At 41.4% G+C, this 16395-nt stretch carries 15 protein-coding genes, 6 tRNA genes and 1 rRNA gene (1 of these 22 running past the window's edge); 7 read left to right on the forward strand and 15 right to left on the reverse strand.

The features are described from left to right. Nucleotides 1-48 precede the first annotated feature (48 nt). Nucleotides 49-1434, reverse strand: coding sequence for an RNA polymerase factor sigma-54 (gene rpoN / locus BrL25_RS08235; RefSeq protein ID WP_018670222.1), 1386 nt, complete (start codon nt 1432-1434; stop codon nt 49-51). 264 nt (nt 1435-1698) lie between these two features. Between rpoN and BrL25_RS08240 the strand changes: the two genes are divergently transcribed. Together BrL25_RS08240 and BrL25_RS08245 are read left to right on the forward strand one after the other, a co-directional pair. Beyond that, nucleotides 1699-1773, forward strand: a tRNA-Arg gene (locus BrL25_RS08240). Nucleotides 1774-2383: 610 nt separating this feature from the next. Beyond that, nucleotides 2384-2899, forward strand: coding sequence for a stalk domain-containing protein (locus tag BrL25_RS08245; protein WP_018670220.1), 516 nt, complete (start codon nt 2384-2386; stop codon nt 2897-2899). A 106-nt stretch (nt 2900-3005) separates the two neighbouring features. Here the strand turns inward: BrL25_RS08245 and ytzI are convergent, their stop codons facing one another. Further along, complete coding sequence (gene ytzI / locus BrL25_RS08250) at nt 3006-3113, reverse strand: YtzI protein (RefSeq protein ID WP_236645812.1); 108 nt, start codon at nt 3111-3113, stop codon at nt 3006-3008. 251 nt (nt 3114-3364) lie between these two features. Between ytzI and BrL25_RS08255 the strand changes: the two genes are divergently transcribed. From BrL25_RS08255 to clpP, 5 genes are all read left to right on the forward strand, one after another. Beyond that, nucleotides 3365-3625, forward strand: a complete 261-nt coding sequence (locus BrL25_RS08255; RefSeq protein WP_018670218.1) for a hypothetical protein — start codon at nt 3365-3367, stop codon at nt 3623-3625. Nucleotides 3626-3678: 53 nt separating this feature from the next. Continuing rightward, the gene (locus BrL25_RS08260) at nt 3679-4296 is read left to right on the forward strand and encodes an RNA polymerase sigma factor (protein ID WP_018670217.1); all 618 of its coding nucleotides are present in this window, start codon (nt 3679-3681) and stop codon (nt 4294-4296) included. Continuing rightward, a complete protein-coding gene (locus tag BrL25_RS08265; RefSeq protein ID WP_018670216.1) occupies nt 4280-4834 on the forward strand; it encodes an anti-sigma factor family protein in 555 nt (184 codons plus the stop codon). Before BrL25_RS08260 ends, BrL25_RS08265 begins: the two co-directional genes overlap by 17 nt. Then, nucleotides 4834-5961 (forward strand): DUF8173 domain-containing protein, encoded by a 1128-nt coding sequence (locus BrL25_RS08270; RefSeq protein ID WP_018670215.1) that lies wholly within the window; start codon nt 4834-4836, stop codon nt 5959-5961. Before BrL25_RS08265 ends, BrL25_RS08270 begins: the two co-directional genes overlap by 1 nt. Before the next feature lie 130 nt (nt 5962-6091). Further along, nucleotides 6092-6673, forward strand: a complete 582-nt coding sequence (gene clpP, locus BrL25_RS08275) for an ATP-dependent Clp endopeptidase proteolytic subunit ClpP (protein ID WP_026315027.1) — start codon at nt 6092-6094, stop codon at nt 6671-6673. Nucleotides 6674-6756: 83 nt separating this feature from the next. On the opposite strand, the gene BrL25_RS08280 is transcribed toward clpP, so the two are convergent. From BrL25_RS08280 to BrL25_RS08340, 13 genes are all read right to left on the reverse strand, one after another. Beyond that, nucleotides 6757-6957 carry a hypothetical protein gene (locus BrL25_RS08280; protein WP_018670213.1) on the reverse strand — a complete coding sequence of 67 codons (201 nt, stop codon included), beginning with the start codon at nt 6955-6957 and terminating at the stop codon, nt 6757-6759. Nucleotides 6958-7060: 103 nt separating this feature from the next. Beyond that, the gene (locus BrL25_RS08285) at nt 7061-7318 is read right to left on the reverse strand and encodes an HPr family phosphocarrier protein (protein ID WP_018670212.1); all 258 of its coding nucleotides are present in this window, start codon (nt 7316-7318) and stop codon (nt 7061-7063) included. A 50-nt stretch (nt 7319-7368) separates the two neighbouring features. Next, nucleotides 7369-8316: a DNA-binding protein WhiA gene (gene whiA / locus BrL25_RS08290; RefSeq protein ID WP_018670211.1), complete on the reverse strand. Its 948-nt coding sequence runs from the start codon at nt 8314-8316 to the stop codon at nt 7369-7371. A 6-nt stretch (nt 8317-8322) separates the two neighbouring features. Next, the gene (locus tag BrL25_RS08295) at nt 8323-9315 is read right to left on the reverse strand and encodes a gluconeogenesis factor YvcK family protein (protein ID WP_026315026.1); all 993 of its coding nucleotides are present in this window, start codon (nt 9313-9315) and stop codon (nt 8323-8325) included. 92 nt (nt 9316-9407) lie between these two features. Next, on the reverse strand, nt 9408-10322 hold the full coding sequence (gene rapZ / locus BrL25_RS08300; RefSeq protein ID WP_018670209.1) for an RNase adapter RapZ: 915 nt from the start codon (nt 10320-10322) through the stop codon (nt 9408-9410). Nucleotides 10323-10516: 194 nt separating this feature from the next. Continuing rightward, nucleotides 10517-11476, reverse strand: a complete 960-nt coding sequence (gene trxB, locus BrL25_RS08305) for a thioredoxin-disulfide reductase (RefSeq protein WP_018670208.1) — start codon at nt 11474-11476, stop codon at nt 10517-10519. A 119-nt stretch (nt 11477-11595) separates the two neighbouring features. Then, nucleotides 11596-13329 carry a HEAT repeat domain-containing protein gene (locus BrL25_RS08310; protein ID WP_018670207.1) on the reverse strand — a complete coding sequence of 578 codons (1734 nt, stop codon included), beginning with the start codon at nt 13327-13329 and terminating at the stop codon, nt 11596-11598. 254 nt (nt 13330-13583) lie between these two features. Beyond that, a tRNA-Gly gene (locus BrL25_RS08315) sits at nt 13584-13659 on the reverse strand. A gap of 7 nt (nt 13660-13666) precedes the next feature. After that, nucleotides 13667-13749: transfer RNA gene (locus tag BrL25_RS08320), tRNA-Leu, on the reverse strand. A 7-nt stretch (nt 13750-13756) separates the two neighbouring features. Then, nucleotides 13757-13832 (reverse strand) — tRNA-Lys (locus tag BrL25_RS08325). Between the two features lie 9 nt (nt 13833-13841). Next, nucleotides 13842-13917, reverse strand: a tRNA-Phe gene (locus BrL25_RS08330). A gap of 22 nt (nt 13918-13939) precedes the next feature. Next, nucleotides 13940-14016, reverse strand: a tRNA-Asp gene (locus tag BrL25_RS08335). Nucleotides 14017-14071: 55 nt separating this feature from the next. Then, nucleotides 14072-16395, reverse strand: a 23S ribosomal RNA gene (locus BrL25_RS08340) (it continues 605 nt past the right edge of the window).

The raw sequence follows: 16395 nt of genomic DNA on the forward strand, positions 1-16395 counted from the left end.
TAGATGATGAACTCCTTTATCTTCTCTTATTTTTTGGCGTGTTTATCGTTACAAAAAACGCTTTCGTTTCGCAGACGATGAGATCAGCATTTCTTCTCGATATTTAGCGACGGTACGGCGGGAGATTTCAATCCCTTCATTCTCCAACAATTCCGCTAGCTTTTGATCGGAATACGGTTTATTGCGATCTTCACCGTCAATTAAAGCTTTAATTCGTCTCTTCACGCTTTCTGACGATGCTGCTTCCCCATTTGCAGTAGACAGTGCCGAAGTAAAAAAGTATTTTAATTCAAAAACACCACGGGGAGTTTGTACGTATTTATTACTGGTAGCTCGACTTATTGTGGATTCATGTAGTTGAACTCGCTCCGCAATATCTTTTTGTGTCATTGGTTTTAAATAATGAATCCCTTTTTCAAAAAAATCATTCTGCAAGTCAACGATTGCCTGCGTTACACGCAACAAGGTCATTCGTCTTTGCTCTAGGCTTTTCGCCAACCAAACCGCCGCATTTAGTTTTTCATGAACAAATTGCCGAGCCTCATCCTTCTCGGTTTTCTCTTTTAACATTCGTTCATAAAAGGGATTGATAGACAAGCGTGGCAACGAAGAGTCATTCACAATAACAATATATTCCCCCATTACCTTTTCAACTGTAACATCTGGAACAATGTAACGTATTTCTGCACTACTATAGGCCATTCCAGGTCTCGGATTTAATGTACGAACTAAATCTGCAATCTGTTGTACGTCCCCTACGCTTATATGCAGCTGCTCAGCAATTTTTCCAAAACGATTATTAGCCAGATCTACCAGATGATGCTTAATAACTTCTACAATATGTTCCTCATCTTGTCCTTCATGCTCTAGCTGTAACAGCAAGCATTCTTCTAACGAACGCGCAGCTACACCAGCTGGGTCTAAATGCTGAATCACTCGAAGAACGTCTTCTACCTCCTCCAAGTCAACCCCTAATCGCTCCTTGATACTAGTAACGGGTACTTCCAGATAACCTCGCTCATCAAGATTTCCTATAATATATCGGGCTATCTGTCGTTGTACCGGCGTCAATCTTTTTACATAACCGAGTTGTTCTTCTAAATGAGAAAATAAGGTGGTTCGCGTATCACTCACATAATCTAGAGGATTGTAGGCGCTTTCATCTCTATTGACTGAAAAATCATTGTGACCCGGATTATTCATTAATTCCTTCCAATCAAATTCCAAGGTCTTTTCCCTTTTGTCTACAGGTAACGGTTCTTGGGCAACCGCAATTTCCTGAAGATCAATTACTGGATTCTCAATCGCTTGCTCCTGCAAATAATTCATCAGATCAATGGCCGAAAACTGCAATATCGTAATAGCTTGACGCAATTCAGGCGTCATCACTAACTTTAACGTCTGTTCTTGATACAAACCTAAGCCCATATTCATATTGCATTCCTCCTCCCGTAAGAAACCATCAAGATGTCGTTTACTTCAACATCTTCTTTCCACCCTTCTTTAACTCTCTTCTTCTATTATAGCGTTCATGCAATTTTCCTGCCAAGGTGTATCTTTCATTGGTACACTTTTCATACAGTATATCAAGAGTAGCTCGGCAAAGATTCTTTTTAGTTGTTCTTTTTAATCATACAGTAAAAAAGTTGTCCTATGCTCCATTTTCGTATATAATAATCTTTGTTGTCTGAAAGATATGCGCCCGTAGCTCAGTGGATAGAGCAGCGGTCTCCGGAACCGCGTGCGTAGGTTCGATTCCTATCGGGCGTACCATATTAGTTGTACTTGACGAAACCTCCGTTTACCACGGAGGTTTTTTTATGTGTTTAAAAGTGGAGCTAGGGTCATCTATTTTACCTGAATCTTTAAAAATAATATCTAATTATTACTTCATTTGCTATAATATTATCAGATTATTCAAAAAGTTGGTGATATTTATGCGGAAGGTACTGTTTGGTATAGGCTGGTTAATAATGTCATGGATGTTTCTTTATGTAGCAATGCTTCTGCGGTAAAAATGCTAACCTCGTCTAGACAGTGAACACCCATTAGAGTAATAACTAATTATGAAAGCGCAAAGCATCTGAACCTTATACCAAAATGATAGAGGCGTTACAAATGGTTCTTTCTACTCAGTTTTGTTTTATTTACTAACTTGCCTACTCCATTGTAGGGCTTGAGAATGAGACGATGCTACAGTAATTCTGTGTTGAAATGAAATATCTCACATAATATGATGTTTTACAGGGCGAAATATGGAAATTCCCCATTTTATTTATCAACGTTAGATACAATTTCCTATTACCCACGACTTTTGCGGATTTTGTCGCCATTTGTCATACTGTGATTAACAAAAATAAAGATAAGTGGGGCTTAATTAAGTATGGGTAAGTTAAATGTAAAATCGTTAGCAATTGGCATTGGGATCGGAGCTATTTTATCCTCCTCTATCGCCTATGCCGCTTCAGAAATGGCTGTCAAACCAGATATGGAAAAGCCAATTACTTTTTACTTTGATGGTATACCTAAATCACCACCTGTTCAAACGCAAGGATTTCTATACAAAAATACAGCATACGTTCCTGTTCGTTTTGCAGCAGAAAACCTTGGCAAGCCAATCGTATACGATGGGAAATCGCTCTCTGTTTACATCGGTAAGCTTCCGACAAGCAAGACCTACTCTAAGTATCAAGCCGTAGAACTTGTCCGTCAGAAATACGGGAAAGAGGTACCAGAGAATTTCACGATTGCCTATGATCACGATGATGAACGCGGAAATTATGTCATCCAGATTTATCAAGAGGTTGTAAACAACTTCCAAAACGGAGATCGTTACATTAACACCTACGGCTGGTATATCGTGAATCCTAATTCCGGTGATATTTCATCTTTGTTTTAAAATTACTAGCAATTATAAGTGATCATATATTTTTCTACCTATCTAACTTCCTCTATATCGTATTTATACAGATAAAAACACACCCCATCCGGTGTGTTTTTATTTATCACTCATCTATATCGTCAATTTTGCTTTTGTAAGAATATCCTTTATTTATTGCCCAAATCGAACATCCAACAATGATACCAACAATGACAACAACAGCAACAATCATGGAACTCAATTTACATCACCCCCGTTTGCTTCTGTACAGTCCCTTCTATATTGTACAGAACATTCTAACACAAACCAAGGGAATAAAGCTCTCTATGCACAATACATAATTTTTTACGTATAATAACCCGTCTGCCTCCGTATGATCTAGTGCTGTTGTCACATAATAACTATAAAAGTATTCCACGAACAAATGTTTTGTGCACAAGCTGTTGATAACTTTGTGGATAAGTACTATGGAGGTTTATCACTATGGAAGAACAATTATTTCTCATCTATCAGGAATCAAGCGAAGATGAATGTCTTCTAACCATCCAACCATATACAACGTCAGAGGAATTAGCGGACGCTATCAGTCGCCTAGAACATCAAGACATTACGGACTACACGATTATAAAAGGGAAAAAAATGAAGGCAAAAATGCGAGTTATTATTGACTTAACAGAAGATATTGGAAAAGATTTGAAGGAAGAAGAACCCCATAAGTCGAATGAAGAAAAGGATTTAGATTAACCGAAATTTTTAATATGGAACTTACGTACTAGTACTAGAAAGGAGGACCGAATGTGGAAGAGCAATCACGCGAAGATCTTTATGCGCTAAATCGAAAAGCCTTGGAATATATTCTGAAATTTTTAAAAGGGGATGCCGATTCTTTCCCTCTACTTGTCGAGCTTTTTGATCAGCGCGTGCAACGCATCGTCCTCAAAATGGTCTATTCCTATCATGATTCTCAGGATGTATGCAATGATATTTGGCTAAAAGTGGCCCAAAACTTGAATAAATTTGATCAATCCTATCCGTTCCATTCTTGGTTATACCGCTTATCCTCAAATACTTGCATCGATTTCCTTAGAAAAAAGAAGGAAATAACCCTGCAGGACGATCAATTATATCATCAAGTAAATAAACAACAAAAATCTGTTGAAACACCAGAAACCTTATTTATGAAGAAGGAATTTTACTCCCATATTCAAGAATTGTTATATCATTTGGAAGAAGTAGATCGATTAATTGTTACTCTCCGCTTTGTGGATGAATTAAGTTATGAAGAAATAGGTTCCATTGTAGGAATGAGCAAAAATACTGTTGGTACCCGTCTATTCCGTTCCCGAAAGTTTTTAAAAGAGTTGCTGAGCCATAAATCAATAGAAAGGAGTGTATACAATGCAACATCCGGATGAGTTTACTTTCATGATGTATGCAGACGGTGAATTAATCCAAGAGGAACAACAACAAGTGGCCAGCCATTTGCACAGTTGCTCAGAGTGTCAGAAACTATACGCTACTTTTCTTGAAGAGCAGGCAGAGCTTGTAAAAGCCATTCATGTAACAACACCAACGCTTCCACCTATCCACTTGGAAAAAACTGTTTGTGATCAAATTAAACAAATTGCTTGTTTTAATCAAAACCGTCACCACCTATTTGTTCATCGTTTACGTTTTATTTTTGGAGCATCCCTTGGTTTCTTTGTTGTCATTCTCTTGGTTGGAATCAACTGGCTACATGACTGGAATAGTGCTATTAATTCTTTATTTCAGTGGCAATCAGTCTGGAGTTCAATGTTCTGGTTAAAAGAAAAAGCAACGATGATTTTACTGATGTTTAAGAACTTTTACCTCATTGGCTTTATCTCTTCTATTTTGTTTGTTCTAGCCATTCTATTGTATTCTATTCGCCTTTCTAGCAAAGTGAATACGAGTAACTGGAGAACTAGGTAATGAGTAAGAAAATATTCTTCTTTTCTTTCTTACTTGTTTTTTGTTTGATCCTGGCTAGTTCTGCTTATGCTATCAATTTACACAATGGAGAGTTATATCAGATAAAGTCTAATGAGGTACATCACGGGGATGTTATAACAAATGCTACTAAAGTTGTCATAGAGGGAACAATAGATGGGGACTTATATGCTTTCGCAGAAATGATCGATATAAAAGGGACTGTAACAGGAGATGTAATCTCATTTGCTTACCTTACAAACGTGTCAGGGACAGTCGGGGGTAATGTACGCTCCTATTCTCAAGCGCTAACTGTTTCAGGCACTATCCAAAAGAACATATCCGCTGGAGCTGATGAGCTTCATGTGAATCAATCTGGGAACGTGAATGGTAGTATTTTAGGTTTTGTCAATGAAATGAACATAGAAGGACGTGTTGGAAAAGAAACGAATGGGTTCTACAATCGTGCCACGATTTCAGGTTTATTAGAGGGGGGCACGTCCCTATTTCAAGTAGAATCTCTTCATCTCAATCCTACAGCTACCATTCAAGGTGATCTGATTTATACATCATTTGAACCTGCGCAGATTGATGCTGGAGCCTATATCAAGGGTCAACACAAACATACTCTTATTGAACCTAGGCCTTCCTACCGCTCTTTTATGTTAATGATGTCTGTCTCTTCATGCTTAAGTACATTAATTTTTTGGCTACTCATCCGTTATTTTTTTGCCGGTTCTCTATACAATGTGAGCGAACAGCTACATACTCACCATCCTTTTAAACAGTTTGGGATCGGCTTACTTATTTTTATCTTGGCTCCATTGCTTAGTATTCTTATGTTACTTACTGTTGTTGGTATTCCTGTAGGTATCGTTATTGCAATTGCCTACACTCTGCTCCTGATTTTAGGTAAAGTATATGTGGGCACTTGGTTGGGGCAAAAGTTAATAAGTCGTTTCCATTGGAAAATCTCACCCTTATTTGCTGAATTTATTGGTGTTTTTCTATTAGTTCTTATCATCCAAATCCCTTTACTAGGCTTTTTACTAGGAATGTTGGTCAATATATATTTCTTAGGTGCGATTACTGGTTGTGTACGTGCCAGTAACAAAAGAACCGCCCTATAGTTTTTTGCAAAAGGTTTAAAATATACATTTTTTGGGTTTAATAATGGAGTAGAGTTTTGATTTTGTTTGACCTTTATTGACCAATTGTGTATGATTATTGTAAGAAAAGGGAGGAGGAACGTGAATGAATATGAATCTAATTCCAACTGTAATTGAACAAACAAATCGTGGAGAACGCGCTTACGATATCTATTCCCGTCTGTTAAAAGATCGTATTATCTTTTTAGGAACACCTATCAATGATCAGGTAGCAAATAGTGTTGTAGCACAGCTCTTGTTCCTACAAGCAGAAGATCCTGACAAAGACATCAGCATCTACATAAACAGTCCTGGTGGATCGATCACGGCCGGTATGGCTATCTATGACACGATGCAATATATTAAACCAGATGTATCGACTATCTGTGTTGGATTAGCTGCCTCTATGGGATCGTTCCTGCTTTGTGCCGGAGCAAAAGGAAAACGCTATGCTTTGCCTAATAGCGAAATCATGATTCACCAACCTCTAGGTGGCGCTCAAGGTCAAGCGAGCGACATCGAAATTGCTGCAAAACGTATTATTAAAATGCGGGAACATCTAAACCGCATTTATGCTGACCGTACTGGTCAACCATACGAACAAATTGCTAAAGATACGGATCGTGACAACTTCCTGTCCGCTCAAGCAGCAAAAGAATACGGATTGATCGACGAAGTCATTACAAGAAAATAAGTTAGATACACATAAAGAGGGCGACCCTAGGTTGCCCTCTTCTACATATCAGCTTTCATTTATCGTTATTTCAATAAAGACAACTACATTTCGTTGCCTCGTAAATCCTTATTTGTTGTATATTCTCCGTCCATGGAATCAACGGTCGTCTCTTCAATCAGGCCATTATATTCAGCCACCGTACCGCCTCCTAGCCCCTCGTTTACCATGCGATCAATATCCATAAAGTTCTTATCTCTACCTTCTAGACAGCAATCTGGCAATCCCTTAGCTTTGTTGGACATATTCTTTCCCTCCTAGCTCAGATGTTTCTCATTAGGATATCACCATAAGCAGTAGGTCATACAAGCAAAAACCAGCAATATCTGCTGGTTTAGCGTTTACATTTTATTCGTCTTTATCAATCAGACCAGCCAGTGTATCAACTGCCATTTGGGCATCATCCCCACTAGCCAAGATGGTAATTTCTGTTCCCGAGCTGATCGCCAAACTCATAATTCCCATGATACTTTTGGCATTCACCTTTTTATTGTCTTTTTCTACATAAATTTCAGAACGGTATCGATTTGCTTCTTGAACAAAGAATGCCGCTGGGCGGGCTTGTAACCCTGTTTTAAGTTTAACCATAACCCGTTGCTGTACCATCTTGGACCTCCCCGCTTGGAATTTTCCTTTATTTCTATTATAACATGTCCCTACGTAGAAAGACTCAGTTTTTCTCGCAAGTTATCTGCAATCTCATTTATCTTACGCAAGCGATGGTTAATACCTGACTTACTCACAACTCCACTTGGAATCATCTCGCCTAATTCCTTCAGATTAATGTCAGGGTTCTGTAAGCGAAGTTCTGCCACCTCTCGTAAGCGGATAGGTAGGTTTTCAAGACCTATCTCTTTCTCGATCAATTGAATATTCTCCATTTGTTTGGTAGCAGCGTTTACTGTTTTATTGATATTGGCAATCTCACAGTTATGCAAACGATTAACTGAATTCCGCATGTCTTTCACAATTCGCACATCCTCAAAATACAACAAAGCCTGGTGCGCACCAATTACACTTAAGAAGTCCGTTATTTTTTCGCCCTCTTTTATGTACATAACAAACCCTTTTTTGCGTTCAATACATTTGGCATTCAATTCATAGCGATTAGCTAAACCAGTTAACGCTTCACAAAAATCTTGATAGGCAGAAAAAATTTCCAAATGATAACTAGAAGCCTCTGGATGGTTTACAGAACCTCCCGCTAAGAATGCACCTCGAAGAAACGCGCGTACGCAACATTCATTCGCCACGAGATCAGGTGAAATACCAGGATAAAATGTTAAATTCTTATCCATAATACGTAAGTCTTCTAGGATCTCATAAGCCCGAAGTGGTATTCGCACAATATACACGTTGTTTTTTTTCAGACGCATTTTTTTACGTACCAATAACTCGGCATGAATTTGAAAAATTTGTTTGACCAACGTATAAATTCTTCGTGCAATCGCCGCATTCTCTGTAGAGATATCCAAAATAAATTTTCCCGTTCCTAATTGAATGGTTCCATTCATGCGAATCAGTGCAGCAAGTTCTGCTCGATTACAACAAGTTGAAGCTTCAATCATTGTTAACTCTTTTTTTGTGTGTGCGGCGAATGACATGTCACATCACTTCCTTTCTTGTTGCGATATAATCTGGCGAAGGATGGCCACGATCTCCTGACTTACTCGTTTTGCATCATGTCGTAAGTATAATTCCCCATAGGTAATCATAGGTTCGGCCACAATCGTCACGCCTAGCTCCTTCAGCTTATCCATATCACATAAGACTGGATACGCGCCCTTTTCCGCGTATTTAGCTAAATAGTCTTCAGGTACCTGCTCAGTGTTTACTACAATCGTATCTAAAAATTCTACCCCAACATGATCATATAATGCTTTAACATGATCATAAGCTGTAAAATTGTCGGTTTCACCCGGCTGAGTCATTACATTACAAATATATACTTTTGGTGCTGTCGATTCCAATATAGTCTCAAAGACACCGTTAACTAATAAATTAGGTAGGATACTTGTATATAAGCTACCTGGCCCCAAAATAATTGCGTCTGCTTCTTTAATAGCATCTAAGGCTTCAATTAAAGGTCGAGCATCTACTGGGTCCAGAAAAACTCGCTTGATCTTCTTACCAGACAACGGGATTTGTGATTCTCCTGAGACGATGGTTCCGTCTTCTAATTCAGCCTTTAACAGGATTGATTGAGTAGATGATGGCAACACATCCCCGCGTACCGCTAAAACCCTGCTGAGTGCCTTCACGGCCGTGACAAAGTCCCCCGTGATATCATTCATAGCGGCAAGCAGCAAATTTCCTAAATTATGGCCTGCTAAGCCTGTACCCGTGTTGAATCGATATTGCATCAGCTGCTTCATTAATGGTTCTGCGTCAGCGAGTGCTGTTAACACGTTACGAATATCTCCCGGAGGCAACATATCCATCTCTTCCCGAAGACGTCCTGAGCTTCCTCCATCATCAGCAACCGTAACAACAGCCGTGATATGAACAGCCTCTTCTTTCAAACCGCGTAACAGGACAGACAGACCTGTCCCTCCCCCTATTACAACGACTTTCAACATTTCATCTCTTTGTTGCATGTTCATGCCTCTCCCTAATGCCATAGGTCACCTCGATTCCCTTTGTTGAGAGTTCTTTGGTGCTAAATCCCACTTATTCTTTTTTTTATCATCTTATGTTATTTATTCTTTTCGATGTCACGATGTGTAACGCGAACCTGATAATCTTTACGGAACGTTTCTCCAATGTGCTCTGCAATAGCTACAGACCGATGTTTTCCACCTGTACATCCGATACCAACGACCAGCTGACTTTTTCCTTCACGTTGATAATGAGGAATGGTGAAATTCAAGAAATCAATCAAGCGGGCCAAGAACTCCTGTGTATCAGTCCACTTCATGACGTAATTAGCTACATCGCTATCACAGCCTGTTTTTGGCCGTAAATCATCAACGTAATGCGGATTTGGTAAAAAACGCACGTCAAAGACTAGATCAGCATCAATCGGAATCCCATACTTAAAACCAAATGACTGAACATTAAGGGTCCATTCAGAGCTTTGCTGTGAGTACTGGTTTATGATTTTATCACGAAGCTGCATCGGCTTCATTTGACTTGTATCAATAATCTGATTGGCTCTGCCCTTTAAATCCTGAAGAAGTCTCCGTTCAGCCATAATTCCCTCTAAAGGTGTACCTGTTGGGGAAAGAGGATGCCGTCTTCTCGTTTCCTTATAGCGACGAACTAAATTCTGATCATTCGCATCCAGGAATAGAATTTGAAAATGAATTCCTTCTCTTTCTGATAATCCATCAATAGCATCAAAAAGACTGTCAAAGAATTCACGGCCACGTAAATCAATAACAAGAGCAACCCGTTCGATCCCACGCCCCGACTGGATAATAAGCTCTGCAAATTTAGGAATAAGGATTGGTGGCAAATTATCTACACAGAAAAAACCTAGATCCTCTAGACTTTGCACAGCTGTGGTTTTCCCCGCTCCTGACATGCCTGTAATAATGAGTAAGTTTACCGCTTTCTGTTTACTATCTTCACCCATTTTCTCGCCTCCATCCTCCTCTAAGGATACCATATGACACAGCTCCCAGTAAGAGTTTCCTTATTATTCTTGCAAATAATTCCAAATAATTCCGTTCAAAAAAAAAGACGTGGTCTATCCGCAGACCACGCAAATCAAGGTTATATAGAAAAAGGGGGCAATTCACATTCAATAAAGTAACTGTCTTTATTCTACCCGCCTAATATTTCAGTATTGTTACAAGCGTTTTACGATATTGTAACATCTTGTTCTTTTAGTCGTTCTTCTAACTCTTCTACGTAGATTTGAGCGTTTTGAGCAGCAATGGAGCCATCCCCTGTAGCCGTTACAACTTGACGTAGTAATTTCTCACGTACGTCACCAGCAGCAAAGACTCCTTCTACATTTGTACGCATTAATTCATCAGTTGGGATGTAGCCACCCTCGTTCGTAATACCCAGATTCTTAACAGCTTCCGTCAATGGGTCCATACCTACATAAATAAATACGCCATTTGTTGGATACTCGGTTTGCTCACCGGTTTTCACGTTTTCCAATAAAACACCTGTTACTACATTATCACCACGAATTTCTTTAACAACAGTGTCCCAGATAACATGAATTTTTTCATTTTCGAAAGCTCGCTTCTGGATAATTTTTTGGGCACGGAATTCATCGCGACGATGTATGATGGTTACTTTTGTTGCAAAACGAGTTAGGAAGATAGCTTCCTCAACAGCTGAGTCGCCTCCACCAATGACAACAAGTTCCTTATTTCGGAAAAATGCTCCATCACAAACGGCACAATAAGAAACACCACGACCAGAATATTCTTTTTCACCAGGTGCACCCAATAGACGATGCTCTGCTCCAGTAGCCACGATAATAGATTTAGCTTTATACTCTTTATCTCCTACTACCACAGTTTTATACGGATTGTCATCGCGGATTTCTTTGATGTCACCATATTGATATTCTGCTCCGAACTTTTGTGCGTGCTCAAACATTTTATTAGACAAGTCAGGACCTAAAATGCTGGTAAAACCAGGAAAGTTCTCGATATCCTCAGTGTTTGCCATTTGTCCACCTGGAATACCGCGCTCCAGCATTAAAGTAGACATATTCGCTCGAGATGTATAGACAGCTGCCGTCATTCCGGCTGGTCCCGCTCCTGCAATAATTACGTCATAGATTTTTTGATCGCTCATAAAGTAACTCCTCCTTGGTGGGAATTAGCCTCTTCTATCATCAATATATAACCAATTTCTTTGTACATGGTAACGTTATAAGATAACAGATTATACTTATTATAAAATAAGAATTCTTTTTAATCAATATAAGACAAAGCCCGTAAACATTTTGTCAAAGTTGACTTAGAAACACCATATTGTTCGGCAATACTATTCTGCGAAATTTTATGAGTACCCTTTGATCTTTCATATAAATAATCTAATGCAGCTGCCCATGCCTCCAGCTTACGAACTTGAATTTGTTCTTTTTGACTAATATAATACTTCCACTGGTGAATCATCCACTCACGCTTCTCATGATTTGTTGACGAAGATAATTGTTCAGTAATTATAAACTCCACTTCATCCGTAATGGTTTGTTTATCTGTAGTGTTACTTAAATCTAAAGACAATTCTTCAGATTGTTCTCTTTGATGTAGTGTGGTGAGATTTCCTTTTGACCATTCATCAGAAGTGGATGTGACCTCTTTCAATATAGGTCTCTCACCGTTTTCACTTTCAATTCTTGTCTCTAGCTCTTCAAGAGCTGCTAGCGCTATTTCTTTTAATTCTTCATTATTTGTGATGTCTATATAATACTCTAATGTGGAAATTGCCTCAGAATCACCAATCATAGCTAAAGTACGGATAACCGTTTCTTTTGATTCTTCTTTACCATGTTGCAAAGCCCATAGCATAGAAGCCCTTACCATCGGATTATATTTAAAATCCTGTGCAGTAATAGGAGCTTGGTTCATCTCTATTTCTTTTTGCGGATGATGATAGTGATAAGGAATATTTTCTTTAGGCATTCCATGTAAGGCGCTTTTTGCTTTTTCTAAATAGTATTGAGCAATACCTGCCTCAGGATCCATCTGCTGTACTTTTTTCCACCATTTAATTGCCAGTTGATAGCGTTCTGATAAATATGCTGAGGTAGCCGCATAGTGGTAGGTAGATACGTCATGTAGCATAGGCTGTCTCAAAATTTTTTGATACAGCTTACAGGCATCCTCATGTTGACCTAAAACCCCCATTGTTGTGGCAAGTTTGTACATATGGTCGTAATGAAAAGGCTGAATTTTTTTTAGACGAGTGATAATAGGAACTAGTTCAGCCCATTTATTGTGATGGGAAAGTAATACGGCCATATTGCAAATGGCATGCAAATTACCCGGATCTTTTTCCAAAGCTAGTTCAATCGTATCCATTGCTTTATTAAAATCGCCAATATAATAATAAGCCAGAGCTAAGTTATTCCATGCAGGCATAAAATCAGGATACTCTTTAACTAAGCTGTTTAAACACTCAACAGCCTGCATAAATTTCCCTTCTTCTAGCTTTTTACGAGCCTCTTCATGCTGTATGACCATTGTCTCATCTTCCTGTGGTTCGAGTGGGTTACGTGGCGGTAAATCGAGTTCAAAATAAATATAATGAAGTAACTCTTGTGCTTCTTCCGCATAAATTCCATCTGCTTCACAAGTTAGATATTTAACAGCCATATCAGCTGCCATTTCAAAATCATCCATATTCGCGTAATTATTTGCTAGGAAAAAATATACATCAACCAATGATGAATCAATTTTTTCTATAATGGAATATAAGATGTCGTTTGAATCTTCAAATTTACCCATCTCAGCTAGCACACTGGCTTTATTACAATAGTGTACTGCATTTGCTGGTTCAATCTCTAACGCTCGTTCAAAGCACTGTAGGGCTTTATTGAAATTGTTTCGTTGAAGAGAACGCATTCCCCAGTTGGCAAAAAAATTGGCGTCCTGCTGAAAGCTAGTAATTACGCCACGTCTCTCTTGCTCATTTTTGTTCATAATTCCTCCTTGTTATCCAGGAGCTCAAAGTAGCTATTCATAATCTCAACATATCGTATCAAATCGTAGCCTGTGTCTCAACCTGGAAAACACTTAAAGCATCTTTTTAGTAGAATTGTTTATTCAATTTGTCTATATGTTCGAATTGAAAAACTCGACGATTGGTGAGTCTATCATCATAGCAAATAATCTTGTATACATCAACAAACACCACCTGCATAGCAAGTGGTGTTATTCGGTTCAATTATAAAAAATGGAGCGGACGACGGGTCTCGAACCCGCGACCTTCGCCTTGGCAAGGCGACGCTCTACCAATTGAGCTACGTCCGCGAATAAATGGTGCGGGTGGAGGGACTTGAACCCCCACGGTCGCCCGCCAGAACCTAAATCTGGTGCGTCTGCCAATTCCGCCACACCCGCGTGGCAATGGTGAGCCATGAAGGACTCGAACCTTCGACCCTCTGATTAAAAGTCAGATGCTCTACCAACTGAGCTAATGGCTCCCATTAAAATGGTGGCTCGGGACGGAATCGAACCGCCGACACGAGGATTTTCAGTCCTCTGCTCTACCGACTGAGCTACCGAGCCATATCAAATTTTAATAAAAATATGGCGGAGCTGACGGGACTCGAACCCGCGACCTCCGGTGTGACAGACCGGCGTGAACTCCAACTTCACCACAGCTCCATATTTATAAATTTGTTCTCTGAAAACTAGATAATGAAGTCAGCATAAAGGCAATGTGGATAAGTCCTCGACCGATTAGTATTCGTCAGCTCCATGCATTACTGCACTTCCACACCGAACCTATCAACCTCATCGTCTATGAGGGGTCTTACTAGCTTGCGCTATGGGAAGTCTCATCTTGAAGGGGGCTTCACGCTTAGATGCTTTCAGCGCTTATCCCGTCCGCACATAGCTACCCAGCTGTGCCACTGGCGTGACAACTGGTGCACCAGAGGTGCGTCCATCCCGGTCCTCTCGTACTAAGGACAGCTCTCCTCAAACTTCCTACGCCCGCGACAGATAGGGACCGAACTGTCTCACGACGTTCTGAACCCAGCTCGCGTACCGCTTTAATGGGCGAACAGCCCAACCCTTGGGACCTACTTCAGCCCCAGGATGCGATGAGCCGACATCGAGGTGCCAAACCTCCCCGTCGATGTGGACTCTTGGGGGAGATAAGCCTGTTATCCCCAGGGTAGCTTTTATCCGTTGAGCGATGGCCCTTCCATGCGGAACCACCGGATCACTAAGCCCGACTTTCGTCCCTGCTCGACTTGTAGGTCTCGCAGTCAAGCTCCCTTGTGCCTTTACACTCTACGAATGATTTCCGACCATTCTGAGGGAACCTTTGGGCGCCTCCGTTACTCTTTAGGAGGCGACCGCCCCAGTCAAACTGCCCACCTGGCATGGTCCTTCCACCCGATAAGGGCGGCAAGTTAGAAACTCCGTACATCAAGGGTGGTATCCCAACGACAGCTCCACGAAGGCTGGCGCCCTCGCTTCACAGCTTCCCACCTATTCTGTACATGATGCACAAAGTTTCAATACCAGGCTACAGTAAAGCTCCATGGGGTCTTTCCGTCTTGTCGCGGGTAACCTGCATCTTCACAGGTATTATGATTTCACCGGGTCTCTTGCCGAGACAGCGCCCAAGTCGTTACGCCTTTCGTGCGGGTCGGAACTTACCCGACAAGGAATTTCGCTACCTTAGGACCGTTATAGTTACGGCCGCCGTTTACTGGGGCTTCGGTTCAAAGCTTCGCTTGCGCTAACCCATCCCCTTAACCTTCCAGCACCGGGCAGGCGTCAGCCCCTATACTTCGCCTTGCGGCTTCGCAGAGACCTGTGTTTTTGCTAAACAGTCGCTTGGGCCTTTTCACTGCGGCCTCCTCGGGCTATAAACCCTACCGAGGCGCCCCTTCTCCCGAAGTTACGGGGCCATTTTGCCGAGTTCCTTAGCAAGAGTTATCCCGCGCACCTTAGGATTCTCTCCTCGCCTACCTGTGTCGGTTTGCGGTACGGGCACCTTGTTCCTCGCTAGACGCTTTTCTTGGCAGTGTGAAATCAGGGACTTCGGTACTTATATTTCCCTCGCCATCACAGCTTGTGCTTATTGGTGTGCGGATTTGCCTACACACCACACTTACTGCTTAGACGGCCATCCAATAGGCCGCTCACCCTATCCTCCTGCGTCACGCCATTGCTCAAGCGGAACAGAGGTGGTACTGGAATATCAACCAGTTGTCCATCGCCTACGCCTTTCGGCCTCAGCTTAGGTCCCGACTAACCCTGGGAGGACGAGCCTTCCCCAGGAAACCTTAGGCTTTCGGTGGACAAGATTCTCACTTGTCTTTTCGCTACTTACACCGGCATTCTCACTTCCAAGCGCTCCACCGCTCCTCACGATACGGCTTCACTGCTGCTTGGAACGCTCCCCTACCCAGTCCATAAGGACTGCCATAGCTTCGGCGGTATGTTTAGCCCCGTTACATTTTCCGCGCAGAGTCACTCGACCAGTGAGCTATTACGCACTCTTTAAATGGTGGCTGCTTCTAAGCCAACATCCTGGTTGTCTGGGCAACTCCACATCGTTTCCCACTTAACATACACTTGGGGGCCTTAGCTGATGGTCTGGGCTGTTTCCCTTTTGACGATGGATCTTAGCACTCACCGTCTGACTCCCGGATATAAGTACTTGGCATTCGGAGTTTGACTGAATTCGGTAACCCGATGAGGGCCCCTAGTCCAATCAGTGCTCTACCTCCAAGACTCTAAATCCGAGGCTAGCCCTAAAGCTATTTCGGGGAGAACCAGCTATCTCCGAGTTCGATTGGAATTTCACCGCTAGCCACACCTCATCCCCGCACTTTTCAACGTGCGTGGGTTCGGGCCTCCAGTAGGTGTTACCCTACCTTCACCCTGGACATGGCTAGATCACACGGTTTCGGGTCTACGACAACGTACTTTCGCCCTATTCAGACTCGCTTTCGCTGCGGCTCCGTCTCTTCGACTTAACCTCGCACGCTATCGTAACTCGCCGGTTCATTCTACAAAAGGCAC

This window comes from Brevibacillus laterosporus DSM 25 (assembly GCF_002706795.1).
In the GTDB taxonomy this organism is placed as follows: Bacteria; Bacillota; Bacilli; order Brevibacillales; family Brevibacillaceae; genus Brevibacillus_B; species Brevibacillus_B laterosporus.